Source organism: Ruegeria sp. B1 (assembly GCF_056535885.1).
The window spans coordinates 3,312,884-3,339,442 of the sequence record NZ_JBQFJA010000001.1 but is presented as its reverse complement, the minus strand read 5'-3'; the positions used below and the strand labels follow the sequence as shown (position 1 = coordinate 3,339,442).

The following is a 26,559-nucleotide window of genomic DNA, read 5'->3' as shown; positions in this document are numbered from 1 at the left end:
GTCTGCGTGATTTGCAGTCGAAGCGTTCGCTGTCCTTGTTGCCGCAAGTGTCCGGCAAAGGTTTGATCCGGTGTGCGCGTGTGTTTGGTTGACCCTCTGACCCCGTGGGGATACAGAATGTCCAGTCAACTCGCCAATTGACGGCGCACCCTTAATACGGGCGCGCAAGAAAGGAGCTAATAGTGGAAGACCTGCTGAGGGAATATCTCCCGATTCTGGTGTTTCTGGCCGTGGCTGTCGGCCTTGGAATCGTTCTGATTCTGGCGGCCGTTGTGCTGGCCGTCCGCAATCCTGACCCGGAAAAAGTTAGTGCTTACGAATGCGGATTTAACGCGTTCGACGATGCGCGGATGAAATTCGACGTTCGCTTCTATCTGGTTGCGATTCTGTTCATCATTTTTGATCTTGAGATTGCGTTTCTGTTCCCCTGGGCGGTGGGGTTCAAGGATCTCAGCAATGTGGGTTTCTGGTCGATGATGGCTTTCCTGGGCGTTCTGACCATAGGGTTTGCCTATGAGTGGAAGAAAGGGGCGCTGGAATGGGAGTGATGACAGGGGCAAACACCGCTGACGTTGACAAAGAGGTCGCCACACAGGCCCTGAACGCCGAGTTGCAGGACAAGGGCTTTCTTCTGACCTCGACCGAGGACATCATCAACTGGGCCCGCACCGGCTCGCTGCACTGGATGACTTTTGGTCTGGCCTGCTGCGCCGTTGAGATGATGCATACCTCGATGCCGCGCTATGATGCTGAGCGGTTCGGGATCGCGCCTCGCGCGTCTCCTCGCCAGTCGGACGTCATGATTGTGGCCGGTACGCTGACCAACAAAATGGCGCCCGCACTGCGCAAGGTCTACGACCAGATGCCCGAGCCGCGCTACGTGATTTCGATGGGCTCCTGCGCCAATGGTGGCGGGTATTACCATTATTCCTACTCTGTCGTGCGTGGGTGCGACCGCATCGTGCCAGTGGACATTTATGTTCCCGGGTGCCCGCCGACGGCAGAGGCTCTGTTGTACGGTTTGATGCAGTTGCAACGCAAAATTCGCCGCACCGGCACAATTGTCCGCTGAGGAGGAGGCTGATGAGCGACGCACTCAACGAACTTGGCGCGCAACTGGAACTCAAGCGGACGGATTGTGTTCTGTCTTGGGATGTCACCCATGGCGAGTTGAATGTCGATGTCGCCCTGTCGAACCTGGTGGAGTTCATCGAATTCCTCAAGAACGACCCGAGCTGCAAGTTCTCGACCCTGGTTGACATCACCGGTGTCGACTACCCGGAACGCGCCAAGCGGTTCGATGTGGTGTATCATTTCCTGTCGATGTATCAGAACCAGCGCATCCGGCTGCGGGTATCGATCCGAGAGGAAGATATGGTGCCGTCGATCACCGACATGCATCCCTCAGCCAATTGGTTCGAGCGGGAAGTATTTGATATGTTTGGAATTTTGTTCTCAGGCCATCCAGATTTGCGGCGCATCCTGACCGACTATGGTTTCCGCGGCCATCCGTTGCGCAAGGACTTCCCGACAACCGGCTATACCGAGGTGCGCTATGACGAAGCGCAAAAGCGCGTGGTCTATGAGCCAGTCAGTCTGGTTCAAGAGTACCGACAGTTCGATTTTATGAGCCCCTGGGAGGGTGCGAGCTACATTCTGCCGGGAGATGAGAAGCAGGAGACGGAGTAATGGGTGGTATCTGGTGGCTGATCCTTTCTGCGCTGACCATCATTCCGATGGTCAAGATTCTACCCTTTTTTGGGATCAACAAATACTGGTGCCTGCTGTGCCTGATCCCGTTTGGCACGATCGCGTTGTTGTGGTGGGTCGGGTTGAAACTGCAAGAGCTGGAGCGCCGCTGAGATGCTGATGATGCTTGGGGAACTGATCGCTCTTGGAGCATTGGGCGCGCTGCTGGCCGGTGCCGCGATCAAGGCAGCCGAGGCCAAAAAGATTCGTGTTCAGGCTGAGGCAAGAAAGCATAAGAGGGGACGGCAGTGATGGACGGCTCCAGATATGATGACGGCAGTTCGGACGCGCTGAGCGGTGAGCAGAAGATCCGCAATTTCAACATCAACTTCGGTCCACAACACCCTGCGGCACATGGGGTTTTGCGTTTGGTGCTGGAGTTGGACGGCGAGATCGTTGAACGCTGCGATCCGCATATCGGGCTGCTGCACCGTGGTACCGAAAAGTTGATGGAAAGCCGGACGTATCTGCAGAACCTGCCGTATTTCGACCGCCTCGACTATGTGGCGCCGATGAACCAGGAACACGCCTGGTGTCTGGCCATCGAAAAGCTGACCGGTGTTGAGGTACCCCGTCGCGCCTCACTGATCCGGGTGCTGTATTCCGAGATCGGGCGTATCCTGAACCACCTGCTGAACGTGACGACGCAGGCGATGGATGTGGGTGCTCTGACCCCGCCGCTCTGGGGCTTTGAAGAACGTGAAAAGCTGATGGTGTTCTACGAGCGCGCCTGTGGTGCCCGTCTGCATGCAGCCTATTTCCGCCCTGGTGGCGTGCATCAGGACCTGCCGCCGGAGCTGCTGGACGATATCGAGGCGTGGAGCCATGAGTTTCCGGCCGTATTGGACGACATTGACGGGTTGTTGACCGAAAACCGCATCTTCAAACAGCGCAACGCCGATATCGGTGTCGTGACCGAGGACGACATTCTAAAGTATGGCTTCTCGGGCGTGATGGTGCGCGGGTCGGGTCTGGCCTGGGATTTGCGGCGCGCGCAGCCCTACGAGTGCTATGACGAGTTCGAGTTCCAGATCCCTGTCGGCAAGAACGGCGACTGCTACGACCGCTACCTTGTGCGGATGGAAGAGATGCGACAGTCGCTGCTGATCATCCGTCAGGCTATCGCCAAGCTGCGCGACTGCCCCGGTGACATTCTGGCGCGGGGCAAGATCACCCCGCCCAGCCGGTCGGATATGAAGACCTCGATGGAAAGCCTGATCCATCACTTTAAGCTTTATACCGAGGGGTTCCACGTCCCCGCAGGCGAGGTTTATGCCGCCGTTGAGGCCCCCAAGGGCGAGTTCGGGGTCTACCTGGTCGCCGACGGCACCAACAAGCCGTACCGCGCCAAATTGCGCGCGCCGGGCTTCCTGCACCTCCAAGCCATGGACCACGTCGCCGGAGGCCACCAACTGGCCGACGTCGCTGCGATTATTGGGACGATGGATGTTGTGTTTGGGGAGATTGATCGGTGAGGGTGCTTGTTGCGATAGCAACAATTTTTGGATTGGCATCAGCTTCGACTGCCGAAGTTACGGATGTAGAACGTCAGCAGTTTTATGACAGTTGGCGAACTATACTTCCAGAAATGGCGAGTAACCTTGAGTACTGCTTGTTACCTTTGGACGATCATGAGTATTGCATGGCCTTTTCCGTGTACAAAAATGGGCCGCCTAAGACGCCTGAGCAGCACTTGGACGCATCAATTCTAACTGTTTCAACATTCAACATACTGTTGCGCCCTATGAAGGTTGAGAATGCATCCGATCTCAGATGTGAAAGACCAGAGGTAACGGGTGGCTATTTGTCCCCCGAATTTAGTGCGCAAGGAATAACCTTTGCGGTCAGAGCCTCTGAAGAGTCTTGTTACATCGAAATACTGGATCAGTCTGATGCTTCGTAGGTTACACCCAGAACAACCCGAAAGCTTCGCGTTCACTGCTGCCAACCAGCAATGGGCCGAAGCGCAGGTTACCAAATATCCCGAGGGGCGGCAGGCCAGCGCGGTGATCCCTCTGCTGTGGCGCGCGCAAGAGCAGGAGGGGTGGCTGAGCCGACCGGCGATTGAATCCGTCGCCGACATGCTGGGAATGGCCTATATCCGCGTGCTTGAAGTCGCCTCATTCTACTTCATGTTCCAGTTGCAACCTGTTGGGTCTGTTGCGCATATTCAGATTTGCGGTACGACCTCCTGCATGATCTGCGGGGCTGAAGATTTGGTTGCCGTCTGCAAGGAAAAGATCGCGGTCAGGCCGCATGAGTTATCCGCCGATGGCAAGCTGAGTTGGGAAGAGGTGGAATGCCTCGGCTCGTGCACCAACGCGCCTATGGCTCAGATTGGCAAGGATTATTACGAGGATCTGACGGCGGAGAGCTTTGGACAGATCCTGGACGATCTGGTTGGCGGCGCTGTTCCCGTGCCGGGTCCGCAGAACGGACGCTATGCGGCGGAACCACTTGGCGGGCTTACAAGCCTTACTGCGCACGATGCGGGCAAACCGAGGTATAATGCCAGCGTCGAATTGGCGACCGACTTGGGCGACACGATCAAACGGATCGATGGAACTGAGGTGCCGATCCTGACCCCATGGCTGGGCAAGGACGGCAAGGCACATGCCGCACATTCAGCGCCGAAACCGCCCAAGGCACCCGCGCCCGCGAAATCCGCTGTGCAGCAGGCGGCGGCCGAGGCCAAAGAGGCGCAGCAGGACGAGCCCGAGATGCTGGCCGGGGCGCGTGACGGCAAACCGGATGACCTCAAGTTGCTCAAAGGCGTCGGTCCAAAGCTGGAACAAACGCTCAACGCGTTGGGGTTCTATCATTTCGACCAGATTGCTGCCTGGTCCCCGGTGCATGTGGCGTGGGTTGATGCCCAGCTGAAGTTCAAGGGCCGGATTCAGCGCGATGGCTGGATCGAGCAGGCGGCAAAGCTGGCCGCGGGTGAGGAAACAGAGTTCGCCAAGCGGGCGAAGAACCAAGAAACTCAGGACGACTAGGGCCAGACGGAGCGGAATCAGACCGGGGGTGTCGACTAAGAATGGACAAGGACAGGGAACAGGCTATGGCCCGCAAGGGTCGGCATATCGGGGTGGTCATCGCCGTGACCATGCTGTTGTGGCTTGCCATGTCCCTTTTCGTTGGTCCGGCCCTGGAATTGCCGGGACGGTTTGCTCTGTTGTTCGATTTTGCCGCGCTGGCAGCGTTTGTTTATGCGGTGATCAACATAATTCAACTCTGGCGCATGCGTCAGGACAATCAAAGGTAACCAGGCGATGCTGAAGGATCAGGACCGGATCTTTACCAACATCTACGGGATGCACGAGCGCACGTTGCGCGGTGCGCAGGCCCTGGGGCATTGGGACGGCACCGCTGGCCTGATTGAAAAGGGGCGCGACTGGATTATCCAGACGATGAAGGATTCAGGACTGCGCGGTCGCGGTGGCGCCGGTTTCCCGACAGGCCTTAAATGGTCGTTCATGCCCAAGGAAAGCGATGGCCGTCCAGCCTATCTTGTTGTGAATGCGGATGAATCCGAGCCCGGTACCTGCAAGGACCGCGAGATCATGCGTCATGATCCGCATACGCTGATCGAGGGCTGCCTGATCGCGTCCTTCGCGATGAATGCGCATACCTGCTACATCTATCTGCGGGGCGAGTACATCCGAGAGCGTGAGGCGTTGCAGGCGGCAATTGACGAGGCGTATGATGCCGGGCTGCTGGGTCGGAACGCAGCTGGCTCTGGCTGGGATTTCGACCTGTTCCTGCATCACGGGGCCGGGGCCTATATTTGCGGTGAGGAAACCGCACTGCTCGAAAGCCTTGAAGGCAGGAAGGGCATGCCCCGGATGAAACCTCCGTTCCCGGCAGGTGCGGGGCTGTATGGCTGCCCGACGACAGTGAATAATGTGGAGTCCATCGCTGTCGTGCCGACAATCCTGCGGCGTGGCGCCGACTGGTTTTCAAGCTTTGGTCGTCAGAATAATGCCGGCACCAAGCTGTTTGCGATTTCTGGCCATGTGAACACCCCCTGCGTTGTCGAAGAGGCGATGTCGATCAGTTTTGAAGAGCTGATCGAGACCCATTGTGGCGGCATCCGCGGCGGCTGGGATAATCTGCTGGCGGTGATTCCGGGCGGCTCGTCGGTTCCTTGTGTCCGCGGTGAGAATATGCGCGACGCGATTATGGATTTCGATCATTTGCGCAATGAACTGGGTTCAGGTCTCGGCACCGCAGCCGTGATTGTGATGGACAGGTCCACCGATATCATAAAGGCCATCTGGCGCTTGTCCAAGTTCTACAAACACGAAAGCTGCGGCCAGTGTACGCCTTGCCGGGAAGGCACTGGCTGGATGATGCGGGTCATGGACCGTCTGGTGCGCGGTGAGGCCGAGCTAGAAGAGATCGACATGTTGTTTGACGTGACCAAACAGGTCGAAGGTCACACCATCTGCGCCTTGGGTGATGCCGCCGCCTGGCCGATCCAGGGGTTGATCCGAAATTTCCGTGAAGAAATCGAGGACCGCATCAAGGCTCAGAAGTCGGGCCGCATGGGTGCGATGGCGGCGGAGTAGAGCGCATGGAAGGTTTTGCCGCATATTCATACGCAATTGCGTCACTGGTGATGTTCACGTTGATCGTTCTGTTCATGTCGCCATTCACCGCGTTGGCCAAACAAGGCAAAGGGCTGGCCCCGGGCGCAACGCCCGAGCAGGACTATGCGGATCGGTCATACCGTTTGAATCGCGCGTATTTGAACGGGACCGAAACGCTTCCGGCATTTGTCACCGTAACCGCGGCGGCGATTTTGCTTGGGGCGAGCCCGTTCTGGGTCAACCTGTTGGCCGCAGTGACGCTTGTTGCCCGGGTTTTGATGCTGGTTGTTCACTTGCAGGGGATTGGGAAACCCAACGCCGGGCCACGCTCGATCCTATATGTAGTGGGGTGGGCCTGCATGGTTGTCCTGGGCATCATGGCATTGGGAGCCGCATTGTGATCCAGCCTGAGGGACATAATCTTGCCGAATTGAACATCGGGCGGTTGCTGGCCCCGACAGATGATCCACGCGTTGCCGAATTCATGGCAAACCTGGATCGCGTAAACGGCCTTGGTAAGCGTATGCCGGGGTTCATTTGGATGATGGAAGGATCAGGCGAGCCGGGAAGAGGGAACACCGAAAACAACATCGGGGACGATCCCCAGTTGGTTGCCAACATGACGGTCTGGCAGGATGTTGAAAGCCTTGAACGGTTTGTCTGGGGCACGATCCACAAACAATTCTATGAGAGACGGCAAGAATGGTTCGAGATCCTGGGGGATCAGCACTTTGTGATGTGGTGGGTGCCGACCGGGCATGAACCGACGCTTGAGGAAGGGTTGGACCGTCTTGACCTCATCCGATCAAATGGACCGACGGCCCAGGCCTTTGGCTGGGATGAATTGAAACAGGCGAGCAAGTGGCGCGACAACCGTTGTGACCATGTTGCAGCGGAGTGAATGCCATGCAGATACAATACTCGGGTTCTGTGGGCCTTTGCGTACTGCTCCAGCCAGCCTCTGACTGGAGGTGTCTAAGATGAAACAGTCTTTTGTGGTAAAGGGTGCAGTTCTCTTTACGTGCCTGCTTGTGTCCTCGTGTGGGTTGATCAGACCGTCCGAGGATCGGGTTCTTTTCGATGGACAGGCGTTCCGGGCCAAAGCTCAGGTTGTGGACAAAAAAGTCTCGCCGACCGATTTCACGGTCACAATCAACGGTGTTTCCGCATCTCTTGATGGCGCGCGCGAAGCAGGCCGCTACGAGGGAACGCGGTTCTGCATTCAGAATTTCGGATCGTCGCGCATTGTCTGGCAAGTCGGCCCGGACACGGAGCCTCAGAACCTGCGTATCAGTGATGACAAACTGACATTTGCGGGAACCTGTCAGCGACCATGATCCGTGTTTTCGCATATCAGCGCATGTCGAAAGGCGTGTTATTGCATAGCACGCCCGCCGCCAATCGTCTTGGTTTTACCAGGACGAAAGGAACTGTCATGTCTGTTATGAAGATTGCTGCTGTGACTGCACTGATGACGCTACCTGCTGCGGCAGATGCGAAGCCGCCCTTGAGGGATGTCAAAGAGATCGATAACGAACTCTACTACATCGCGATTGCAAAAGAGATTTCGGATTATTGCCCATCCATCAGCGGACGTCGCATGAAAGCTGTCGGTGTAATGTGGGGGCTGAAATCCAAGGCCAATGGTCTTGGTTACTCGGACCGGGAAATCCGCGCGTATTTGGATTCGGATGCCGAAAAGGACCGTATGCGCGCGCAGGGTGAGGCATACTTGGCCCATAACGGGGTCTCTTACGAGAATCCGGAGTCCTTCTGCACATTGGGACGCGCGGAAATCGACAGAAACAGCGCCATCGGCGTGTATTTGAGGGCGAACTGAGAGCTATGTCTGACCTTCGCAAGATCAATATCGACGGGCAAGAGATCGAGGTCGACGCCGCGATGACGCTGATCCAGGCCTGTGAGCAGGCCGGTGTCGAGATCCCGCGCTTTTGTTATCACGAACGTCTGTCGATTGCGGGGAACTGCCGGATGTGTCTGGTCGAGGTCGTGGGTGGCCCACCAAAACCGGCGGCATCCTGCGCGATGCAGGTCCGCGATCTGCGCCCGGGTCCCGAAGGTCAACCACCCGAGGTCAAGACAAACTCACCCATGGTCAAGAAGGCCCGCGAAGGGGTGATGGAGTTCCTGCTTATCAATCATCCGTTGGATTGCCCGATTTGCGATCAGGGTGGTGAGTGCGATTTGCAAGATCAAGCAATGGCTTATGGCGTTGACTTCAGTCGGTTCCGTGAGGCAAAGCGCGCCGTGGACGACCTTGATCTCGGACCGTTGGTGGAAACACACATGACCCGCTGCATCTCTTGCACGCGCTGTGTTCGCTTCACCACCGAGGTTGCAGGCATTACTCAGATGGGCCAAACCGGCCGCGGCGAGGATGCCGAGATTACGTCTTATCTGGGCGAGACGCTCAGCAGCAACCTGCAGGGCAACATCATTGATCTATGCCCGGTGGGCGCACTGACGTCCAAGCCTTATGCGTTTACGGCGCGTCCTTGGGAACTGACCAAGACAGAATCCATTGATGTGATGGATGCTTTGGGGTCGAGCATCCGAGTAGACACCAAAGGCCGCGAAGTGATGCGGTTCCTGCCGCGCAACCATGATGGCGTGAACGAGGAATGGATCAGCGACAAGACCCGTTTTGTCTGGGATGGCCTGCGTCGCCAGCGTCTCGACAGGCCGTATATTCGTGAAAACGGCAAGCTGCGCCCGGCCACATGGCCCGAGGCATTGTCCAAAGCGGCGGACGCTTTGAAAAGCGCGGAGAAACCGGCTGGCATCGTCGGGGATCTGGCGCCAGTCGAAGCAACCTTTGCGTTGAAACAGATGATCGAAGGGCAGGGCGGCGTCGTTGAGTGTCGCACAGATGGGGCAAAACTGCCTGCTGGCAATCGGGGCGCCTATGCAGGGACGGCCGTGATCGAAGACATCGATACGGCCGAGCGCATCCTGCTGATCGGCACCAACCCGCGTGACGAAGCAGCCGTTTTGAATGCGCGAATCCGCAAGGCCTGGTCACACGGGGCAGCGGTGGCTTTGATCGGGTCGGCGGTCGATCTGACCTATGACTATCAGCATGTGGGCGACGACCGCTCGGCACTACAACAGGTTGTCGAGATGGGAGGAGATGACGAGATCAGGGCGAAGCGCTCGTTGGTCATCGTCGGGCAAGGCGCTTTGCAGGAAGCCGACGGAGCGGCGGTACTGGCCGCCGCGCAAACCATTGCAGCCAATACCCAAAGCGGCCTGATCGTCTTGCATACCGCCGCTTCCCGTGTCGGTGCGATGGATGTGGGCGCCACAAACGAGGGTGGCATGGATGCGGTCAGCGCGGCTGACGTGATCTACAATCTGGGCGCGGATGAGGTTGAAATCGGCGACGGCGCTTTTGTGATCTATCAAGGCAGCCATGGTGATCGGGGTGCGCATCGTGCAGATGTGATCCTGCCGGGTGCGGCCTACACGGAAGAAAACGGTCTGTTCGTGAATACTGAGGGCCGCCCGCAGCTTGCGATGCGTGCCGGGTTCGCGCCGGGTGAGGCCAAGGAGAACTGGGCTATCCTGCGCGCACTGTCGGCGGACCTTGGCGCGACGCTGCCCTTTGACTCGCTGGCGCAATTGCGCAGCGCGTTGATTGAGGCGGTACCCCATCTCGCCCGTATCGATGAGGTGATTGAGAATGAAGTCCAGGCGCTGGATGCCGGACCGTTGGGCAAAGCCGCTTTCCGCTACGCGATCAAGGATTTCTATCTGACCAACCCGATTGCGCGCGCCTCCAAACTGATGGCCGAGCTATCGGCGCAGGCGCAGGCCCTCAAATCCGAGAAGATTGCAGCGCAATGAGCCAGACCTGTTTCATTTCGCGGACGGGCGCGCCCGATTTGCGTCTGAAACCAAAGAAAAAGGGTGGCGTCGCGGCGGCATATGCTGTTTACACCAACGCGCCGACCCAGCCGCAGTTTGCGCAGGCACATGGCCTTTGCATCACTCGCGGTCAACAGAAGACCCACGGTGTGAGGACCAATGGCTGATTTCTTTACCACCCCAGGCGGCATAGCCATCATCATACTGGCGCAGGTGATTGCCGTTGTGGCCTTTGTGATGATCTCGCTGCTGTTCCTCGTCTACGGAGACCGCAAGATCTGGGCTGCGGTCCAGATGCGTCGCGGCCCGAACGTCGTGGGCGCCTATGGCCTGCTGCAATCCGTGGCGGACGCGCTGAAATACGTGGTGAAAGAGGTGGTCATTCCGGCGGGAGCTGACCGCACGGTCTTTATCCTTGCGCCGCTGACCTCATTTGTACTGACAATGATCGCCTGGGCCGTGATCCCGTTCAACGATGGCTGGGTCCTGTCGGATATCAATGTCGCCATCCTCTACGTTTTTGCCGTCTCCTCGCTCGAGGTTTATGGCGTTATTATGGGTGGTTGGGCGTCGAACTCAAAGTATCCGTTCCTTGGCTCGCTGCGCTCGGCGGCGCAGATGATTTCCTATGAGGTTTCCATCGGTCTGATCATCATCGGCGTGATCATCTCGACTGGGTCGATGAATTTCGGTGCCATCGTGCAGGCGCAGGACGGCAATCTGGGCCTGTTCAACTGGTACTGGCTGCCGCATCTCCCGATGGTATTTCTGTTCTTCATCTCCGCGCTGGCCGAAACCAACCGACCCCCGTTTGACCTGCCCGAGGCGGAATCGGAACTGGTCGCTGGCTATCAGGTCGAATACTCAGCCACGCCCTTCCTGCTGTTCATGGCAGGCGAATACATCGCCATCTTCCTGATGTGCGCCCTGACAACGCTGCTGTTCTTCGGTGGCTGGCTGTCGCCGATCCCGGGCCTGCCGGACGGCGTGCTGTGGATGGTCGCGAAGATGGCGTTCTTCTTCTTCCTCTTCGCGATGGTCAAGGCGATCACGCCCCGCTACCGCTATGACCAGCTGATGCGGCTGGGTTGGAAAGTGTTCCTGCCCTTCTCGCTGGCCTGGGTGGTGTTTGTGGCTTTCGCAGCGAGGTTCGACTGGTTCTGGGGCGCGTTTGCCCGTTGGAGCGTAGGAGGCTGATATGACCCAAATCGACTATACCCGCGCCGCTAAATACTTTCTGTTGCAGGACTTCTGGGTCGGCATGAAGCTGGGGCTGAAGTATTTCTTCTCTCCCAAGGCCACGATCAACTACCCGCATGAAAAGGGCCCTCTGTCGCCGCGCTTTCGGGGGGAGCATGCTCTGCGCCGCTATCCAAATGGCGAAGAACGCTGCATCGCCTGCAAACTCTGCGAGGCAATCTGCCCCGCGCAGGCCATCACAATTGACGCCGAACCGCGCGAGGACGGCAGCCGCCGCACCACGCGCTATGACATCGATATGACCAAATGCATCTACTGCGGTTTCTGCCAGGAGGCTTGTCCGGTCGACGCCATCGTTGAAGGCCCGAATTTCGAATTCGCCACCGAAACCCGCGAAGAACTGTTTTACGACAAGGAAAAACTGCTGGACAACGGCGAGCGCTGGGAAGCCGAAATCGCGCGCAACTTAGAGATCGACGCACCGTACAGATGACTGATGGTCCCACAAATCCCTTCGAGCTGATGATGAAGCAGGCTCAGGACATGGCCAAGGCGATGAACCCGGCGATGGAAAGTTTCTCGCCCAAGGGGTTCGAGGCGCTGTGGCCGACCATGCCGAAAGAAATCATGGAGATGATGTTCGGCAATACCGTCAACAAAGACGGGCTGGATGCCAAGACACGCCTGCTGCTGACGTTGGCCGGGTTGACCTGTCAGGGCGCGCAGGCGGACTCGGCGGTACGTCAGACCGTCCGTCATGCGCTTGAGGCTGGTGCCAAGAAACAAGAGATCGTGGAAACGATCGGTCAGATGTCGGTCTTTGCCGGCATCCCGGCCATGACCCGCGCGCTGGATCTGGCGCAAGAAGTCATGGGCGACAACGAGGATGAGGATTAATGACCGTCTTTGCCTTCTATCTGTTTGCCATCAGCGCCATAACCGGCGGGCTGTTCACGGTGATCAGCCGCCAGCCGGTGCATTCGGTGCTGTGGCTGATCCTCGCATTTTTGTCCTCGGCGGTTCTGTTCGTGCTGCTGGGGGCCGAATTTGTGGCGATGCTGCTGATCATCGTCTATGTCGGCGCGGTCGCGGTGCTGTTCCTGTTCGTTGTGATGATGCTGGACGTGGATTTTGCCGAGTTGAAGGCTGAGATGGCCCGCTATATGCCGCTGGCCCTTCTGATCGGTCTGGTCATTCTGATGCAGTTCGTGATGGCCTTTGGCGCTTGGGACAGCGCGCAAGGCGTTGAGACCAATCTGGCACAGCCGATCCCGGCGGACCGCCACAACACCGAGGCGCTGGGTGTTATCCTTTACGATCAATATTTCCTTCTGTTCCAACTTGCGGGCCTGATTCTGCTGGTGGCGATGATTGGCGCCATTGTGTTGACCCTGCGCCACCGTCAGGACATCAAGCGTCAGGATATCGTCGGCCAGATGATGCGCGACCCAGCCAAAGCGATGGAGTTGAAGGACGTGAAACCGGGGCAGGGCTTGTGATGAGCGGAGAACTGATTGCAATCCTGGTCGCTGTGGCGGTCGCCATTCTTGCCGCCTTTGGATACTTCAACCGGTCGTAGATGCCGGGAGGGACAGAATGATTGGACTAGAACACTATCTGACGGTCGCGGCGACGCTGTTCGTCATCGGCATCTTCGGTCTCTTCCTGAACCGCAAGAACGTCATCATCCTGCTGATGAGCATCGAGTTGATGCTGCTGGCGGTGAATATCAACCTCGTGGCGTTTTCCAGCTTCCTCGGCGATCTGGTGGGGCAGGTGTTCACGCTGTTCGTGCTGACCGTAGCGGCGGCCGAGGCGGCGATTGGTCTGGCCATTCTGGTCTGCTTCTTCCGCAACCGCGGCTCGATCGCGGTTGAAGACGTCAATATGATGAAGGGGTAAGAGACCATGGAAACCACCATCCTCTTTGCCCCGCTGGTGGGCGCGCTGCTCTGCGGGTTCGGCTGGAAGTTCATTGGCGAAAAGGCGGCGATGTGGACGGCGACAGGCCTGTTGTTCCTGTCCTGCCTGCTCAGCTGGATCGTGTTCTTCACCTTCGATGGCCAGACGCAGCAGATCGAGATCATGCGCTGGATCGAAAGCGGGTCGCTGTCGACAAGCTGGGCCATTCGTCTGGACCGGCTGACCGCGATCATGCTGATCGTGGTGACAACCGTCTCGGCTCTCGTGCACTTGTACAGCTTCGGCTACATGGATCACGACCCGCAATGGCGCGAGGGTGAGAGCTATAAGCCGCGCTTCTTCGCCTATCTGTCCTTCTTTACCTTTGCCATGCTGATGCTGGTGACGGCAGACAATCTGGTTCAGATGTTCTTTGGCTGGGAAGGCGTGGGCGTCGCATCTTATTTGCTGATCGGGTTTTATTACCGCAAACCCTCGGCCAATGCAGCGGCGATAAAGGCGTTCGTCGTTAACCGGGTCGGTGATTTCGGCTTTGCGCTGGGGATCTTCGCGCTGTTCTTCCTGACTGACAGCATCAATCTTTCTGACATCTTCACATCCGCGCCCAAGCTGGCAGAGACCCAACTGAGTTTCCTATGGGGAGACTGGAACGCGGTCGAGGTGATCTGCGTGCTGCTGTTCATCGGTGCGATGGGGAAATCGGCGCAGCTGATCCTGCACACCTGGTTGCCGGACGCGATGGAGGGCCCGACACCGGTTTCGGCCCTGATCCACGCCGCGACCATGGTGACAGCGGGCGTTTTCCTGGTCTGCCGCATGTCGCCGCTGATGGAATTCGCGCCAAGCGCCGCCACCTTCATCACCGTGCTGGGCGCATCAACGGCGTTTTTTGCTGCCACGGTTGGGCTGGTTCAGACCGACATCAAGCGCGTCATCGCCTATTCGACCTGCTCGCAACTTGGCTATATGTTCGTGGCTGCCGGTGTAGGGATGTACTCGGCAGCGATGTTCCATCTGCTGACACACGCATTTTTCAAGGCTTTGCTGTTTCTGGGCGCGGGTTCGGTCATCCACGCGATGCATCACGAACAGGAAATGACGGAATATGGCGGGTTGCGGAAGAAAATCCCCTATACCTTCTGGGGCATGATGATCGGGACGCTGGCCATCACCGGTGTGGGCATTCCCAGCTTCATCGTCACGCTGTTCGGCACGCCAATCGGGTTTGCCGGGTTCCTGTCAAAAGATGCAATCATCGAAAGCTCTTATGCGGCCGGATCGGGTTTTGGCTTCTGGATGCTGGTGATTGCCGCCGTGTTCACCGCCTTCTACAGCTGGCGCTTGATCTTTCTGACCTTCTATGGCGAGCCGCGTGGCGACAAACACACCCATGACCATGCGCATGAAAGCCCGATGGTCATGCTGGTCCCGCTGGGCGTTTTGTCGCTTGGGGCGGTTTTTTCCGGGATGATCTGGTTCAACAATTTCTTTGGTCATGCAGATCAGGTCGGCAAGTTCTACGGCATTCCCGTTGCCGAAGCTACTGAGCATGCCGAAACCGGGGATCATGGTACTGCGGATGCCGGACAAGGTGATGACGCTGCGCACGCTGACAATAGTCATAATGACGACGCCGCGCATAGTGAAGACACGGCGCATGCAGACGATAGCCATGGCGATGATGTCGCCCATGCAGACAAGGGCGCGCATGGGGATTATCATCACTATGTCTTTGTCGGCGAACCGGGGCAGGGTGCGCTTTACATCGCGCCGGACAATACGGTTCTGGATGACGCGCATGCGGTTCCGAAATGGGTCAAAGTCTCACCCTTTATTGCGATGGTTCTGGGCTTCATCGTGGCCTATTGGTTCTACATCGTGAACACGTCGCTACCGGCGCGTCTGGCCGAGAACCAACGTCCCCTGTACCTGTTCCTCAAGAACAAATGGTATTTTGACGAGCTTTATGACGTGGTGTTCGTCAAACCCACATTGGCGATTGGCCGCTTCCTGTGGAAACGCGGCGATGGCAACGCAATCGACGGCTTCCTCAACGGTGTCTCGATGGGCGTTGTGCCGTTCTTTACACGCCTCGCTGGCAAGGCACAGACCGGGTACATCTTCACCTACGCCTTCTGGATGGTTCTGGGCATCGCCGCCCTTGTCACCTGGATGTCGATCGGCGGAGGCGTGCAGTAATGGACAATATCCTCTCCATCGTCACGTTCATCCCGGCCGTTGCCGCCGGAATTCTGATGCTTTTCCTGCACGGGGATGACGCCGCTGCGCAGCGCAACGCTAAATGGAGCGCTTTGCTGGCCACCACGGTCACCTTTCTGGTGTCGATTGGCATTTACACCGGTTTTGACCCCTCAAACACCGGTTTCCAGATGATCGAAGAAGGGGAATGGCTGCTGGGTCTGAAATACAAGATGGGCGTGGACGGCATCAGCGTTCTGTTCGTTTTGCTGACCACGTTCATCATGCCGCTGACCATCCTGGCCAGCTGGAATGTGACTGAGCGGGTCAAGGAATACATGGTCGCATTCCTGTTGCTGGAAACCATGATGCTCGGCGTGTTCATGGCGCTGGATCTGGTGCTGTTCTACCTGTTCTTCGAGGCGGGCCTGATCCCGATGTTCCTGATCATCGGCATCTGGGGTGGTGCGAACCGTATCTATGCGAGCTTTAAGTTCTTTCTCTACACCTTCCTCGGCTCGGTGCTCATGCTGGTGGCGATGGTCGCAATGTATGCGGACGCGGGGACGACGGATATTGAGGCGCTGATGCTCCATCAGTTCTCATCGCAAGCATTTAATGTCTTGGGTATCCATGTCGTTGGCGGGTTGCAGACACTCATGTTTCTGGCTTTCTTCGCCTCATTTGCGGTCAAGATGCCGATGTGGCCGGTGCACACATGGTTGCCGGATGCGCACGTGCAGGCCCCCACGGCGGGCTCGGTTGTGCTGGCGGCGATCCTGCTGAAAATGGGCGGTTATGGCTTCTTGCGGTTCAGCCTGCCGATGTTCCCTGTCGGCTCGGCGGTGATGACGGATGTCGTACTGTGGATGTCTGCCATTGCGGTTGTCTACACGTCGCTTGTGGCGCTGGTGCAGGAAGACATGAAGAAGCTCATCGCCTATTCTTCGGTCGCGCATATGGGCTTTGTGACTATGGGGATTTTTGCGGCGAACCAGCAGGGCATTGATGGCGCGATCTTCCAGATGCTCAGCCATGGGTTCATCTCCGCGGCGCTCTTCCTGTGCGTCGGCGTGATCTATGACCGGATGCATACGCGCGATATCGAAGCCTATGGTGGTCTGGTGATCCGGATGCCGGCTTATGCGCTGGTCTTCATGCTGTTTACCATGGCAAACGTGGGCTTGCCGGGCACCAGCGGATTTATCGGTGAATTCCTCACCATGATGGGTGCATTCCAGGTCAACACCTGGGTGACAGCCGTCGCGGCGACCGGTGTGATCTTCTCGGCGGCTTATGCGCTGTGGCTTTACCGCCGGGTGGTGTTCGGTGATCTGATCAAGGAAAGCCTCAAGGCGATGACCGATATGAGCGCGCGCGAGCGGCTGATTTTTGCGCCGCTGATCGTGATGACCATCATGCTTGGGGTGTACCCGTCGCTGGTAACCGATGTGATCGGCAACTCGACCGCCGCGCTGATAGCGAACTATGACACGGCTCTGGCCGCGGCTGAGGCCGCGATGCAGACAGCCGCCTCGCAGTAAGGGAGCTTTGGAGACATGATCCAGGCTGATCTGACGATAATCCTGCCAGAGATTGTGCTGGCCGTTTATGCGATGGCGGCGCTGATCGGGGCTGTCTACACCACCAAGGACGCGCTGGCGCCGGTGCTGGTTTGGACAACCGCTGGTGTCATGGCCTTACTGGCGTTCTGGATTGCCACCAATGGCGAAGGCACAAACGTGGCCTTTAACGGCATGTTCATCGATGACGGGTTTTCCCGCTTTGCCAAGGTTGCAATCCTGCTGTCCGCGGCCGCCGTTTTGTTGATGAGCCAGGAGTACATGGCGCGCCGTGACCTTCTGCGGTTCGAATACCCGCTGTTGGTTGCGCTCGCCGCTGTCGGCATGATGATGATGGTCAGCGCCGGCGATCTGATGTCGCTCTACATGGGGTTGGAGCTGCAGTCGCTGTCGCTCTATGTCGTGGCCGCGCTGCGCCGCGACAGTGCGAAATCGACCGAGGCAGGTCTGAAATACTTCGTGCTGGGTGCGCTCAGCTCGGGTCTGCTGCTTTATGGCGCGTCTCTGGTCTACGGGTTCTCGGGAACAACGCTGTTCTCCGGCATCATCGCGACGGTGCAGGCGGGTGAGATTTCCGTTGGATTGCTGTTTGGCCTGATCTTCCTGATCTCGGGTCTGGCGTTCAAGGTCTCGGCGGTTCCGTTCCATATGTGGACCCCGGACGTATACGAAGGTTCACCCACGCCGATCACCGCCTTCTTTGCAACCGCGCCCAAAGTGGCGGCCATGGCTCTGTTCGCGCGTCTGTTGCACGATGCCTTTGGCGGTGTTGTCAAAGACTGGCAGCAGGTGGTTGTATTGTTGTCGGTGCTGTCGATGCTGTTGGGAGTCGTCGCCGCCATCGGCCAGCGCAATATCAAGCGACTAATGGCGTTTTCGTCGATCGCCCACATGGGCTACGCGCTCATTGGCCTTGCGGCTGGAACCGCGTTGGGCATCAAGGCGATGCTGATGTATCTGGCGATCTATGTGACGATGAATATCGGCACATTCGCCTTTATCCTGATGATGGAGCGCGACGGGAAACCGGTGACGGATATCGATGCATTGCGCCAATTTGCCAAGCGGGACCCGGGCAAAGCTCTGGCCGTTCTGATCCTGATGTTTAGTCTTGCGGGTGTCCCACCCATGCTGGGGTTCTTTGCCAAATTCGGCGTCTGGCAAGCCGGTGTCAGCGCAGGGCTGACCGGGTTGGTTATCGTGTCGGCCATCGCGTCGGTGATCGGTGCGTTCTACTATCTTCGGATCGTGTTCTACATGTATTTCGGCGACGAGAACGAAGAGCCGATTGAAACCCGCTCGTCACCCGTTTTGTGGACCGCCCTGATGGGGTCGGCGGCGCTGATGCTGATTGGTGTGTTTTATCAGTTCGGTGTGGAGAGTGCGGCAGCCGCCGCGGCGGCAACGCTTGTCAACTAACCCTAGCCTTTACCTGAGACACCGGGCTCGGGCGCCGCACCGGGCTTTTTGACATGAGCGACTGGCCGCAGGGATATGGTCTGCACGTATTGCAGGAGGTCGATAGCACCCTCAATGAGGCTGCGCGGATCGCGCCCGTCGCGCAGGGTCCGGTCTGGATCATGGCACATCGTCAGACCGAAGCCCGGGGCCGGAGAGGGCGGGCGTGGACCCATCCGAGAAGCAATCTTGCAGCAACTCTGCTGATGCGGCCCGACGGCAGCCCTGAACAGGCCGCATTGCGCAGCTTCGTCGCGGCGCTCGCTTTGTTCGATGCATGTGTCGCGGTCACTGGGCGGGCGTCGGGCCTGTCCCTGAAATGGCCCAACGATGTGTTGCTCAACGGCGGTAAGCTGGCCGGGATTCTGCTGGAAAGCACCGGTCAGGCAGGCGGTGTTTCGCATCTGGCGATAGGCATCGGCGTCAACCTGTCCGAAGCACCGGGGTTGGACAAGGTCGAACCCGGCGCGGTGCGGCCGGTGTCTCTGTTGTCAGAAACCGGGGCCGCTGTTACGCCCGAAGACTTCCTGACAGAACTGGCGGTGGCTTTCGCGCGTTACGAGACACAATTCAGAACCTATGGGTTCGAACCGATCCGTGCCGCATGGCTGGTGCGCGCGGCCCGGTTGGGTGAGGTCATCACCGCCCGCACCACGGTCTCGGAAATGGTTGGCACGTTTGAAACGGTGGACGCGGGGGGCAACCTTGTCCTAAACACCGCGAAAGGCCGCGTCAGCATTCCGGCGGCGGATGTGTTTTTCTGAAGGGGGCTCAGATGCTTCTGGCCATCGACTGCGGCAATACGAACACGGTTTTTTCCATCTGGGATGGTGAAAAATTCCTGTGCACGCTGCGCACCTCAACCCATCATTCGCGCACGGCGGACGCGTATTTTACGTGGTATTCGACGCTGGTGAAGCATTACGGGATCGACGTGGAGATCACGGATGTGATCATTTCGTCGACCGTGCCGCGCGTGGTGTTCAATCTGCGCGTTTTTGCGGATCGGTTCTTTGGATGCCGGCCCCTTGTGGTGGGCAAGCCCGAAACGTTGCTCCCAAGCAAACCCAGGGTTGACGAAGGCACGCAGGTTGGACCAGACCGGCTGGTGAACACGGCGGCGGGCTATGACCGGCATGGCGGTGATTTGATCGTGGTCGATTTTGGAACGGCGACAACGTTTGATGTGGTGGCCCATGATGGTGCATATGTCGGCGGCGTGATTGCTCCGGGTGTCAATCTCAGCCTTGAGGCGTTGCATCTGGCCGCCGCTGCATTGCCGCATGTGGACATTTCCAAACCGCAAAAGGTAATTGGAACCAACACTGTGGAGTGTATGCAGTCCGGTGTTTTTTGGGGCTATGTCGGGCTTGTGCGTGAGATATGCGACCGCATTAAGGGAGAGGCCGGCGTGCCGATGAAAGTGATCTCGACCGGTGGATTGGCGCCGCTGTTTCAGCAGGCCGCGGATCTGTTCGATGCGTTCGAAGACGATCTGACGATGCACGGGCTGACCGTGATTCATCGCTATAACAAGGAAAATGGCTCCTCATGAGCAGTGAAAGACTGATCTACCTGCCGCTGGGCGGTGCAGGTGAAATTGGCATGAATGCCTATGTCTACGGGTACGGAAAACCGGGTCAGGAGAGGCTGATCCTCGTGGATATCGGCGTGACATTTCCGGATATGGACACAACGCCCGGCGTTGATCTGATTCACGCGGATATCTCGTGGCTCAAAGACCGCGCGGACCGGTTGGAAGCGGTGTTTGTGACGCACGCGCACGAGGACCATGTGGGTGCGGTTGCGCTGTGCTACGACGACCTGAACGTGCCGGTCTTTGCGCGCGCCTTCACCGCCAATATCGCGCGACGAAAGATGGAGGAGCGCGGCCACCCCGAAGAGGCGGTGAATACCGTGTCGGCCTGGCCCGAGCAGGTGACAGTTGGCCCGTTTACGGTCGGTTTTCTGCCCGTTTCGCACTCCATCCCGGAAAGCGCGGCGCTGGTAATTGATACCCCCGAAGGCCGGATCCTGCATTCCGGGGATTTCAAGCTCGACGCAAATCCTGTTGTTGGTGAACCGTTTGATCCCGATCTCTGGGCCGAAGTGGCAAAACCCGGCGTGAAAGCGTTGGTTTGCGACAGTACAAACGTATTTTCCACGCATCCCGGTCGGTCGGAATCTGAAGTTGGACCGGAGATCACCAAACTCGTTGAAGACGCTCAAGGCATGGTGGTTGCCACGACCTTTGCGTCGAACGTCGCACGGGTCAAAACGCTGGCTGAGGCGGGGCAGCGGGCCGGGCGGTCGGTTGTGCTGTTGGGTCGTGCCATGCGCCGGATGATCGAGGCGTCGACCGAGACCGGCATTCTCTCGGACTTCCCGCGCGTCATCAGCGCCGAAGAAGCGGTCGATGTGCCACGGCAGAACCTGATGCTGATCGTCACCGGCAGCCAGGGCGAACGCCGCGCTGCCAGCGCACAACTGGCGCGGGGCAAGTATCGCGGGCTGGAACTGAAAGAGGGCGATCTGTTCCTGTTTTCATCCAAAACCATCCCCGGAAATGAGCGCGGCGTGATCTTCATCATGAACCAGCTCAGTGAAAAGGGGGTTGATGTTGTTGATGACAGCTCAGGTCTTTACCACGTGTCGGGCCACGCTAACCGTCCGGACTTGGAAAAGGTGCATGCGCTTGTCGACCCACAGATGGTTATCCCGATGCATGGCGAACATCGACACTTGCGCGAGCATGCCAGATTGGCCGAGGTGGGTGGACGCACCGGGGTTCTGGCGGTGAACGGGACAATGCTGGACCTCACCGGAAATGGGCCCTCGGTCGTAGATTACATTGAAACCGGCCGAACCTATCTGGACGGTGTCGTAAAAATTGGCGCGATGGACGGTGTCGTGCGTGACAGGATTCGTATGGCCCTGAATGGTCATGTCACGGTGACCATCATTCTGGATGAAGAGGATGAACCACTGGGCGAGCCATGGTGTGACACGATGGGATTGCCCGAAACAGGAACGTCGCGCGCAGCATTGATCGAGGTGCTGGAGGCAGACCTGAATCAGTTCCTCATGCGGGCGGAAACGCGGACCTTGCGCAATGACGACAAGCTGGAAGAGGACATGCGCCGGATCGTCCGGCAAACGGCCAAAGAGGAAATCGGTAAAAAGCCCGAAGTGACGGTGGTGATCAGTCGACTGAAATGATCCCGGTGCCTCAGTCGGTCTCCGGCATCGGATAACCTTTGAGTCTCAGAAACAGGCTTTGTTCGTCATTGTTGAGGTAATACGGCACGGATACAGGCGGGTCCAGTTCAGTGATCCGGCCAGCGATTTCGGCCAGCACAACTTCGGTAATGAAGGGTAGGTCCAAGTCCCGGGCCTGGTCCAACCTAACCCATTGCAGGTGGGACAGCTCGTCCGAGGAATGGCTGAAATCATCCAGATCGCCCTGAATTGCATCGGCGTCGACCAGAAAGAATCGCGCGTCAAATCGGCGCGGGCGACCCGGCGGTGTCACGGCGCGGAACACAAATTGTAACGCGTTGGCGGTCGGGGCAAAGCCCATCCTGGCAAAACTCCGCCAATCGGCGGGCGCGTCGTCGTGCCAGTTTCCGGGCTGACCGAGGATCAGTCCGGTCTCTTCCCACAGCTCGCGTATCGCAGCGGCGGCAAGGGCGTGGTGCAGGCCGGGTGGAGATTTCTCCGACAGGCGGTCCCGACACAGACCCGGCAATGCGGTCGCCAAGGGAACATCCGCGTCAGCTGGGTCGACCGCGCCGCCCGGAAATACGAATTTGCTTGGCATGAAGGCGGCGTTGGCGCCCCGCTGACCCATCAGAATAGACGGATCGTTCAATCGGTTCCGCAACACAATAACAGTTGCAGCGTCTCGGATCGCAGTTTTGTCCGCAGTCATGCCCTGCCTGATCTGGTTGCGACGGTCACGAGGATGTCTCGAACCCATGCATCCGTCGCGCCCATTGATAGGCCACAACAGCGCCTTTCAGTCTGGGAAGTAGATACAGGGACAACGCAACGCAGCCGATCGAAAGACCAATGGCCATGGTCCAAGGGTCCGGTCGCAGATGCACGTATGAGACATGAAGTACGGGCGCCAGCAGGTGTCCTACGAGCAGGATGGTCAGATAGGCGGGTCCGTCATCCGCGCGATGATGGAACAGCTCTTCCCCGCATTCAGAGCAGGTATCGTTGACCTTGAGATAGCTGTGCAGCAACTTGCCCTCACCGCATTTGGGGCATTTGCAGCGAAACCCTTTCACAAGGGCGGGCCATGTCGGGCGTTCGTCTTGGGTCGCAGGTTCAATCGTCTGATCTATCATAATGTGACTCGCGCGTTCATCTTTGCAGGATATAACGCCTCTTTCGGTGATTGGAAAAGGGGGGTGCGTCGCTTTGCATCGTGCCACCGAAAAGAAACCCTAAGGAGACTGCGATGTCAGTCCGGCAGGCGGGACGCAACTTTTTGCGACGGAAACCGGCCGTTGTTCCGTTTGAATGAATATGAGCAGCGGCAATAGGGCCGCGTCAACAAGGGGAAACCGAAATGAAACACGCGATATTCATCCCGGCCATTGTGCTTTCGGCGGTCGCAATCACAGGCACGTCGGTTCTGGCAGCCGGCCCAAGGGACCGGGAACCGGTCACTTTCCAGGAACTGGACGCCAACAATGATGGGCAGATAACGCAGGAAGAGATGCAGGCCCACCGCAACCAGCGCTTTACCCAGGCGGACGCGGACGGAGATGGCCAGTTGAGCGTCGAAGAGATGCAGGCCGCTGCCCAGAAAAAGGCAAATGACCGCGTTACCAAGATGTTCGAGCGTCAGGATGCTAATCAGGACGGGTTTCTGAGCGATGATGAGTTGCCGAAACCGCGCCGGGCTGACAGGATGTTTGACCGGATCGACGCGGATGACAGCGGCGGAATCTCGGAACAGGAGTTTGCGGATGCCAAGGACAGAATGGACCGGAAGCCCAAAAAGCGCGACAGATCGGGCGCAGATAACAACTGATGCGGGATGGAGGATCTGACCTCCCCTGCGCAAAAGGTTCGCGGCGGGCACAGCGCCGCGGACGACCTCAGCGACGACGCGTTGTTAAAGCGTTTCGCTGACGGCGATGCCGAGGCTGCACGCCTTTTGACGGATCGCCTGGGGCCTCGCAGCTACGCGGTTGCCCTGCGCCTGTTGGGAAACCGGGCCGAGGCCGAGGATGTGACCCAGGACGCGATGATGCGCCTGTGGCAAATGGCGCCGGATTGGGTGGCGGGAAACGCCAAGGTGTCGACCTGGCTCTATCGGGTGACATTGAATCTGTGTGTGGATATCAGGCGCAAAAAGGCGCCGGACAGGTTGACCGATGTGCCTGAACCCGAAGACGGGCAGGCCAGCGTAATAGACCGCTTGCAGGATGAAGCCCGCAAGGATGCGTTGCAAATGGCTTTGGCAGAGTTGCCCGACCGGCAGCGGCAGGCGGTGGTGCTGAGGCACATCGAAGAGTTGCCCAATCCCGAGATTGCCGGGATCATGGGGGTTTCTGTAGAAGCCGTGGAAAGCCTGACGGCGCGCGGGAAACGATCGCTGGCTGGAATTCTGGCCCGGCGGCGGGATGAACTGGGGTATGACAATGGCTGACGAAGACAAGGAACTGGATCATCTGTTTGCCGAAGCCCGGCAAGACCGACCGGTACTGCCGGACGATCTTGCGGTGCGTATTCTGACCGATGCCGAGACCGTTCGCTTGGATCGCCTCAGGCCGCAGGCGACCCCAAAGTCTTTTAACTGGACCCGGGTGCTTGGCGCTGTTGGCGGCTGGCAGGGCTTTGGCGGGATGGTTGCGGCCAGCGTGACAGGCGTTTGGATCGGTTTTTCAGCCCCCGCCTTTCTGCCTGACCCCGCAAGTCTTCTGGTATCGCAGGATGCGTATCTGGTGGCGGACCTTGGATTTGATGCGACCTATCTGGAGGCTGCGGAATGAGCGTTGATCCCAAACCAAGACGCCGGTGGATGCCCATCGTTCTGGCCATTTCGCTGGGCCTGAACCTGCTGATCGTGGGCCTGGCTCTGGGCACTGTGATGCGGTTGCAGCGTGGCGACCATGCCAAGGCGCCGCCCGGCTTTGGCCCGGCCCTGTACCGTGCTTTGTCGAAAGAGGATCGCAGAGCCATGCGGAGTGAGCTGTACGCGCTGCACAGAGACGGTTCAAACGACCGGTTACGGGATTTCAGGGGGATCAGCCGCGCCCTGCGGGAAGTACCCTTTGATCCAGCTGTAGTGGAGGGGCTGTTGCAGCAGCAGGCACAGTCCACGGCGAACCTGCAGGCTGACTTGCAGGCGCAATGGCTGTCCCGTGTGATTGATATGACCGATGGCGAACGGCAGGCTTATGCCGACCGTCTGCAAGAAGTGGTCGAGCGCGGTCCGCGCGGACCCAAGAAAAGGGACTGACGGGTCAGTCAGGCGGCGGTCTGCCGGATCATGACCTGATTTCGCCCCGACTTCTTGGCGGCATAGAGCGCTTTGTCCGCAGATCTGATCAGCTTTTCGACGGGCTCCGGTGTCAACGGCTCGGGTCTCAGGGCCGGGTCCGACATTTTCAGACCGATGCTGACTGTAATGGTGACGTGTTTTTCCTGATCGGGAAGATAAAATGGCGCATCGCAGATGCTGTCGCAGAGCGCCTTGGCCAGCTTTACGGCCCGTGCCCGCGAGATGTTTGGAACCCCGATTACAAATTCCTCCCCACCAAAACGGGCAATAAAGCCCGTCGACCCGAGAGCAGATTGCATTCTTGCGGCTGCCTGGGTCAGAACGAGATCGCCACTTGCGTGACCATAACTGTCGTTGATGGCTTTGAAGTGATCGAGATCGGCCATCATAACGGCAAAGTCACATCCGTTTTGCAAAGACTGATATGCAATTTGATCCATTGCGCGCAATGCGTATCGCCGGTTGTACAGGCCGGTGAGGGGATCGACCCAGGATTCGGCAATGCCCTTTCTCAGGGATGCGCGCATCTGGTCCAGGCGGACCTTTCGTGCGATCTGATTGTCCAGCCGCAGCAAGACCTCTTTTGCGTAGAACCCGCCCAGACAGACCGCATCCGCCCCGCGATCAAGTGCTTCCGAAGCCAGAGCGGCATCGCTGTCCTGCAAAACCCCGATCAGCACTGTGTGCCGTGTGGCGCTGCGCGATCTCAGATCGGCCAGAACGTGCAGACCCGCCGGGTTAGCGTCCAGTTCGATTACAATCGCGTCTGGGATCGACCCGGACAGCAGGCCGTGCAGGTCCGATTGCGTATGCCACGACAGATCGTGCGGGCACTGGCCAATCAGGGACTTGTGCCACAATGCGCCAGTGCGTGAGGTTTGCGAAAGAATGGCAACGCGAGCGGTTTTGGATTTTTGGACGAAGCCGGTTTCCGCCTCCTCAAAGCCGATGGATTGAGGGCCTTCCCTGACATGCAGATCCTGCGTGTCGGCGCGCGCGCGGAGCAGGCTGCGGATACGGGCCAGAAGCAGGGTGTCTTTGAACGGATGTGTCAGAACATCGTCCAGCCCGTCCGCCAGCGCGCGCAACCGGGCCCCTCTGTCATTCTGGGCCGCGATCGCAATAACCGGGACGTCGACAAGGTCCGGTTCTTTCTGGATCAGTCTTTTTACGTCGGCCGCGGTCCCATCCGGCAAGGTTTCAGCCGTCAGGATCAAATCTGGCCTGGCGCGCCGCACCAGGGCTGGGAGGCCTTCGAGTCTTTGTCCCTGAACAACGTGGTACCAAGCCGCTGTCAGCTGAACTTTCAGCATGATGCGGTTGGTTGACACCCCGTCGAGGACAAGGATAGTTCCCTGCACGGACATAGCATTTCACCGTTGATTGCATGCGTGAACAAATTCTTTATGAGTCTGGTTAACAAACCCTTTCCAAGACCCGATCA

At 58.3% G+C, this 26,559-nt stretch carries 32 protein-coding genes; 29 read left to right on the top strand and 3 right to left on the bottom strand.

From position 1 onward, the window contains the following. Positions 1-182: 182 nt before the first annotated feature. The 25 genes from ACR3ES_RS16500 to ACR3ES_RS16380 all read left to right on the top strand — a co-directional run bounded on the left by ACR3ES_RS16500 (position 183) and on the right by ACR3ES_RS16380 (position 21,811). Positions 183-548: an NADH-quinone oxidoreductase subunit A gene (locus tag ACR3ES_RS16500; RefSeq protein WP_170433418.1), complete on the top strand. Its 366-nt coding sequence runs from the start codon at positions 183-185 to the stop codon at positions 546-548. Beyond that, positions 539-1,072 (top strand): NuoB/complex I 20 kDa subunit family protein, encoded by a 534-nt coding sequence (locus ACR3ES_RS16495; RefSeq protein WP_170433419.1) that lies wholly within the window; start codon positions 539-541, stop codon positions 1,070-1,072. The genes ACR3ES_RS16500 and ACR3ES_RS16495 overlap by 10 nt, the downstream gene beginning before the upstream one ends. A gap of 11 nt (positions 1,073-1,083) precedes the next feature. After that, a complete protein-coding gene (locus ACR3ES_RS16490) occupies positions 1,084-1,689 on the top strand; it encodes an NADH-quinone oxidoreductase subunit C (RefSeq protein ID WP_170433421.1) in 606 nt (201 codons plus the stop codon). After that, the gene (locus ACR3ES_RS16485; RefSeq protein WP_170433422.1) at positions 1,689-1,862 is read left to right on the top strand and encodes a hypothetical protein; all 174 of its coding nucleotides are present in this window, start codon (positions 1,689-1,691) and stop codon (positions 1,860-1,862) included. The genes ACR3ES_RS16490 and ACR3ES_RS16485 overlap by 1 nt, the downstream gene beginning before the upstream one ends. A 1-nt stretch (position 1,863) precedes the next feature. Next, positions 1,864-2,001, top strand: coding sequence for a hypothetical protein (locus tag ACR3ES_RS16480; RefSeq protein WP_170433423.1), 138 nt, complete (start codon positions 1,864-1,866; stop codon positions 1,999-2,001). Then, positions 2,001-3,224, top strand: a complete 1,224-nt coding sequence (locus ACR3ES_RS16475; protein ID WP_170433425.1) for an NADH-quinone oxidoreductase subunit D — start codon at positions 2,001-2,003, stop codon at positions 3,222-3,224. The genes ACR3ES_RS16480 and ACR3ES_RS16475 overlap by 1 nt, the downstream gene beginning before the upstream one ends. Before the next feature lie 417 nt (positions 3,225-3,641). Further along, positions 3,642-4,745 (top strand): NADH-quinone oxidoreductase subunit NuoE, encoded by a 1,104-nt coding sequence (nuoE, locus tag ACR3ES_RS16470; RefSeq protein ID WP_170433427.1) that lies wholly within the window; start codon positions 3,642-3,644, stop codon positions 4,743-4,745. Between the two features lie 41 nt (positions 4,746-4,786). Then, the gene (locus tag ACR3ES_RS16465) at positions 4,787-5,014 is read left to right on the top strand and encodes a DUF5337 domain-containing protein (RefSeq protein WP_170433429.1); all 228 of its coding nucleotides are present in this window, start codon (positions 4,787-4,789) and stop codon (positions 5,012-5,014) included. Positions 5,015-5,021: 7 nt separating this feature from the next. After that, on the top strand, positions 5,022-6,320 hold the full coding sequence (gene nuoF, locus ACR3ES_RS16460; protein WP_170433431.1) for an NADH-quinone oxidoreductase subunit NuoF: 1,299 nt from the start codon (positions 5,022-5,024) through the stop codon (positions 6,318-6,320). Positions 6,321-6,325: 5 nt separating this feature from the next. Then, positions 6,326-6,742 (top strand): MAPEG family protein, encoded by a 417-nt coding sequence (locus ACR3ES_RS16455; RefSeq protein WP_170433433.1) that lies wholly within the window; start codon positions 6,326-6,328, stop codon positions 6,740-6,742. Continuing rightward, positions 6,739-7,242 carry a DUF3291 domain-containing protein gene (locus ACR3ES_RS16450; RefSeq protein WP_170433435.1) on the top strand — a complete coding sequence of 168 codons (504 nt, stop codon included), beginning with the start codon at positions 6,739-6,741 and terminating at the stop codon, positions 7,240-7,242. Before ACR3ES_RS16455 ends, ACR3ES_RS16450 begins: the two co-directional genes overlap by 4 nt. Before the next feature lie 79 nt (positions 7,243-7,321). Beyond that, positions 7,322-7,678 (top strand): hypothetical protein, encoded by a 357-nt coding sequence (locus ACR3ES_RS16445; protein ID WP_480423896.1) that lies wholly within the window; start codon positions 7,322-7,324, stop codon positions 7,676-7,678. Next, positions 7,675-8,181, top strand: a complete 507-nt coding sequence (locus ACR3ES_RS16440) for a DUF5333 domain-containing protein (protein WP_480493329.1) — start codon at positions 7,675-7,677, stop codon at positions 8,179-8,181. Before ACR3ES_RS16445 ends, ACR3ES_RS16440 begins: the two co-directional genes overlap by 4 nt. 5 nt (positions 8,182-8,186) lie before the next feature. Further along, a complete protein-coding gene (nuoG, locus tag ACR3ES_RS16435; protein ID WP_170433437.1) occupies positions 8,187-10,208 on the top strand; it encodes an NADH-quinone oxidoreductase subunit NuoG in 2,022 nt (673 codons plus the stop codon). A 180-nt stretch (positions 10,209-10,388) separates the two neighbouring features. Then, entirely contained in the window at positions 10,389-11,426 is a 1,038-nt protein-coding gene (gene nuoH, locus ACR3ES_RS16430) for an NADH-quinone oxidoreductase subunit NuoH (RefSeq protein WP_170433439.1), read from the top strand. Position 11,427: 1 nt separating this feature from the next. Next, complete coding sequence (nuoI, locus tag ACR3ES_RS16425) at positions 11,428-11,922, top strand: NADH-quinone oxidoreductase subunit NuoI (protein ID WP_170433440.1); 495 nt, start codon at positions 11,428-11,430, stop codon at positions 11,920-11,922. Next, positions 11,919-12,326 (top strand): carboxymuconolactone decarboxylase family protein, encoded by a 408-nt coding sequence (locus tag ACR3ES_RS16420; protein ID WP_170433442.1) that lies wholly within the window; start codon positions 11,919-11,921, stop codon positions 12,324-12,326. Before nuoI ends, ACR3ES_RS16420 begins: the two co-directional genes overlap by 4 nt. Further along, entirely contained in the window at positions 12,326-12,928 is a 603-nt protein-coding gene (locus ACR3ES_RS16415) for an NADH-quinone oxidoreductase subunit J (RefSeq protein ID WP_480423892.1), read from the top strand. Before ACR3ES_RS16420 ends, ACR3ES_RS16415 begins: the two co-directional genes overlap by 1 nt. Positions 12,929-13,025: 97 nt before the next feature. Then, entirely contained in the window at positions 13,026-13,331 is a 306-nt protein-coding gene (nuoK, locus tag ACR3ES_RS16410; protein WP_050602759.1) for an NADH-quinone oxidoreductase subunit NuoK, read from the top strand. Between the two features lie 6 nt (positions 13,332-13,337). Further along, the gene (gene nuoL / locus ACR3ES_RS16405) at positions 13,338-15,551 is read left to right on the top strand and encodes an NADH-quinone oxidoreductase subunit L (RefSeq protein ID WP_170433446.1); all 2,214 of its coding nucleotides are present in this window, start codon (positions 13,338-13,340) and stop codon (positions 15,549-15,551) included. After that, positions 15,551-17,095, top strand: coding sequence for an NADH-quinone oxidoreductase subunit M (locus ACR3ES_RS16400; protein ID WP_170433448.1), 1,545 nt, complete (start codon positions 15,551-15,553; stop codon positions 17,093-17,095). Before nuoL ends, ACR3ES_RS16400 begins: the two co-directional genes overlap by 1 nt. 15 nt (positions 17,096-17,110) lie before the next feature. Beyond that, positions 17,111-18,553, top strand: coding sequence for an NADH-quinone oxidoreductase subunit NuoN (gene nuoN / locus ACR3ES_RS16395; RefSeq protein WP_170433450.1), 1,443 nt, complete (start codon positions 17,111-17,113; stop codon positions 18,551-18,553). 53 nt (positions 18,554-18,606) lie between these two features. Then, on the top strand, positions 18,607-19,356 hold the full coding sequence (locus tag ACR3ES_RS16390; protein ID WP_170433453.1) for a biotin--[acetyl-CoA-carboxylase] ligase: 750 nt from the start codon (positions 18,607-18,609) through the stop codon (positions 19,354-19,356). 11 nt (positions 19,357-19,367) lie between these two features. Then, positions 19,368-20,147, top strand: a complete 780-nt coding sequence (locus ACR3ES_RS16385; protein WP_170433455.1) for a type III pantothenate kinase — start codon at positions 19,368-19,370, stop codon at positions 20,145-20,147. Next, positions 20,144-21,811, top strand: coding sequence for a ribonuclease J (locus ACR3ES_RS16380; protein WP_170433457.1), 1,668 nt, complete (start codon positions 20,144-20,146; stop codon positions 21,809-21,811). The genes ACR3ES_RS16385 and ACR3ES_RS16380 overlap by 4 nt, the downstream gene beginning before the upstream one ends. Before the next feature lie 10 nt (positions 21,812-21,821). Here the strand turns inward: ACR3ES_RS16380 and ACR3ES_RS16375 are convergent, their stop codons facing one another. Together ACR3ES_RS16375 and ACR3ES_RS16370 are read right to left on the bottom strand one after the other, a co-directional pair. Beyond that, on the bottom strand, positions 21,822-22,523 hold the full coding sequence (locus ACR3ES_RS16375) for an NUDIX hydrolase (protein WP_170433459.1): 702 nt from the start codon (positions 22,521-22,523) through the stop codon (positions 21,822-21,824). A gap of 25 nt (positions 22,524-22,548) precedes the next feature. Further along, positions 22,549-22,947, bottom strand: coding sequence for a DUF983 domain-containing protein (locus tag ACR3ES_RS16370; RefSeq protein ID WP_170433461.1), 399 nt, complete (start codon positions 22,945-22,947; stop codon positions 22,549-22,551). A gap of 224 nt (positions 22,948-23,171) precedes the next feature. Between ACR3ES_RS16370 and ACR3ES_RS16365 the strand changes: the two genes are divergently transcribed. From ACR3ES_RS16365 to ACR3ES_RS16350, 4 genes are read left to right on the top strand one after another with little or no spacing between them, the layout of a single operon-like run. Continuing rightward, positions 23,172-23,639: a CREC-EF hand family protein gene (locus tag ACR3ES_RS16365; RefSeq protein WP_170433463.1), complete on the top strand. Its 468-nt coding sequence runs from the start codon at positions 23,172-23,174 to the stop codon at positions 23,637-23,639. Positions 23,640-23,645: 6 nt separating this feature from the next. Then, entirely contained in the window at positions 23,646-24,260 is a 615-nt protein-coding gene (locus ACR3ES_RS16360) for an RNA polymerase sigma factor (protein WP_170433464.1), read from the top strand. Further along, positions 24,253-24,603 (top strand): hypothetical protein, encoded by a 351-nt coding sequence (locus ACR3ES_RS16355; protein ID WP_170433553.1) that lies wholly within the window; start codon positions 24,253-24,255, stop codon positions 24,601-24,603. Before ACR3ES_RS16360 ends, ACR3ES_RS16355 begins: the two co-directional genes overlap by 8 nt. Further along, on the top strand, positions 24,600-25,073 hold the full coding sequence (locus tag ACR3ES_RS16350; RefSeq protein WP_170433466.1) for a periplasmic heavy metal sensor: 474 nt from the start codon (positions 24,600-24,602) through the stop codon (positions 25,071-25,073). The genes ACR3ES_RS16355 and ACR3ES_RS16350 overlap by 4 nt, the downstream gene beginning before the upstream one ends. A gap of 8 nt (positions 25,074-25,081) precedes the next feature. Here the strand turns inward: ACR3ES_RS16350 and ACR3ES_RS16345 are convergent, their stop codons facing one another. Beyond that, positions 25,082-26,482: a diguanylate cyclase gene (locus ACR3ES_RS16345; RefSeq protein ID WP_170433469.1), complete on the bottom strand. Its 1,401-nt coding sequence runs from the start codon at positions 26,480-26,482 to the stop codon at positions 25,082-25,084. Between the last annotated feature and the right edge of the window lie 77 nt (positions 26,483-26,559).

Bases quoted from the DNA above. Each gene is read 5' to 3' on its own strand.
- ACR3ES_RS16495 (WP_170433419.1), top strand. From the start codon at position 539: ATGGGAGTGATGACAGGGGCAAACACCGCTGACGTTGACAAAGAGGTC.
- ACR3ES_RS16490 (WP_170433421.1), top strand. From the start codon at position 1,084: ATGAGCGACGCACTCAACGAACTTGGCGCGCAACTGGAACTCAAGCGG.
- ACR3ES_RS16485 (WP_170433422.1), top strand. From the start codon at position 1,689: ATGGGTGGTATCTGGTGGCTGATCCTTTCTGCGCTGACCATCATTCCG.
- ACR3ES_RS16480 (WP_170433423.1), top strand. From the start codon at position 1,864: ATGCTGATGATGCTTGGGGAACTGATCGCTCTTGGAGCATTGGGCGCG.
- ACR3ES_RS16475 (WP_170433425.1), top strand. From the start codon at position 2,001: ATGGACGGCTCCAGATATGATGACGGCAGTTCGGACGCGCTGAGCGGT.
- nuoE (WP_170433427.1), top strand. From the start codon at position 3,642: ATGCTTCGTAGGTTACACCCAGAACAACCCGAAAGCTTCGCGTTCACT.
- ACR3ES_RS16465 (WP_170433429.1), top strand. From the start codon at position 4,787: ATGGACAAGGACAGGGAACAGGCTATGGCCCGCAAGGGTCGGCATATC.
- nuoF (WP_170433431.1), top strand. From the start codon at position 5,022: ATGCTGAAGGATCAGGACCGGATCTTTACCAACATCTACGGGATGCAC.
- ACR3ES_RS16455 (WP_170433433.1), top strand. From the start codon at position 6,326: ATGGAAGGTTTTGCCGCATATTCATACGCAATTGCGTCACTGGTGATG.
- ACR3ES_RS16445 (WP_480423896.1), top strand. From the start codon at position 7,322: ATGAAACAGTCTTTTGTGGTAAAGGGTGCAGTTCTCTTTACGTGCCTG.
- ACR3ES_RS16440 (WP_480493329.1), top strand. From the start codon at position 7,675: ATGATCCGTGTTTTCGCATATCAGCGCATGTCGAAAGGCGTGTTATTG.
- nuoG (WP_170433437.1), top strand. From the start codon at position 8,187: ATGTCTGACCTTCGCAAGATCAATATCGACGGGCAAGAGATCGAGGTC.
- nuoH (WP_170433439.1), top strand. From the start codon at position 10,389: ATGGCTGATTTCTTTACCACCCCAGGCGGCATAGCCATCATCATACTG.
- nuoI (WP_170433440.1), top strand. From the start codon at position 11,428: ATGACCCAAATCGACTATACCCGCGCCGCTAAATACTTTCTGTTGCAG.
- ACR3ES_RS16420 (WP_170433442.1), top strand. From the start codon at position 11,919: ATGACTGATGGTCCCACAAATCCCTTCGAGCTGATGATGAAGCAGGCT.
- ACR3ES_RS16415 (WP_480423892.1), top strand. From the start codon at position 12,326: ATGACCGTCTTTGCCTTCTATCTGTTTGCCATCAGCGCCATAACCGGC.
- nuoK (WP_050602759.1), top strand. From the start codon at position 13,026: ATGATTGGACTAGAACACTATCTGACGGTCGCGGCGACGCTGTTCGTC.
- nuoL (WP_170433446.1), top strand. From the start codon at position 13,338: ATGGAAACCACCATCCTCTTTGCCCCGCTGGTGGGCGCGCTGCTCTGC.
- ACR3ES_RS16400 (WP_170433448.1), top strand. From the start codon at position 15,551: ATGGACAATATCCTCTCCATCGTCACGTTCATCCCGGCCGTTGCCGCC.
- nuoN (WP_170433450.1), top strand. From the start codon at position 17,111: ATGATCCAGGCTGATCTGACGATAATCCTGCCAGAGATTGTGCTGGCC.
- ACR3ES_RS16390 (WP_170433453.1), top strand. From the start codon at position 18,607: ATGAGCGACTGGCCGCAGGGATATGGTCTGCACGTATTGCAGGAGGTC.
- ACR3ES_RS16385 (WP_170433455.1), top strand. From the start codon at position 19,368: ATGCTTCTGGCCATCGACTGCGGCAATACGAACACGGTTTTTTCCATC.
- ACR3ES_RS16380 (WP_170433457.1), top strand. From the start codon at position 20,144: ATGAGCAGTGAAAGACTGATCTACCTGCCGCTGGGCGGTGCAGGTGAA.
- ACR3ES_RS16375 (WP_170433459.1), bottom strand. From the start codon at position 22,523: ATGACTGCGGACAAAACTGCGATCCGAGACGCTGCAACTGTTATTGTG.
- ACR3ES_RS16370 (WP_170433461.1), bottom strand. From the start codon at position 22,947: ATGATAGATCAGACGATTGAACCTGCGACCCAAGACGAACGCCCGACA.
- ACR3ES_RS16365 (WP_170433463.1), top strand. From the start codon at position 23,172: ATGAAACACGCGATATTCATCCCGGCCATTGTGCTTTCGGCGGTCGCA.
- ACR3ES_RS16360 (WP_170433464.1), top strand. From the start codon at position 23,646: ATGGAGGATCTGACCTCCCCTGCGCAAAAGGTTCGCGGCGGGCACAGC.
- ACR3ES_RS16355 (WP_170433553.1), top strand. From the start codon at position 24,253: ATGGCTGACGAAGACAAGGAACTGGATCATCTGTTTGCCGAAGCCCGG.
- ACR3ES_RS16350 (WP_170433466.1), top strand. From the start codon at position 24,600: ATGAGCGTTGATCCCAAACCAAGACGCCGGTGGATGCCCATCGTTCTG.
- ACR3ES_RS16345 (WP_170433469.1), bottom strand. From the start codon at position 26,482: ATGTCCGTGCAGGGAACTATCCTTGTCCTCGACGGGGTGTCAACCAAC.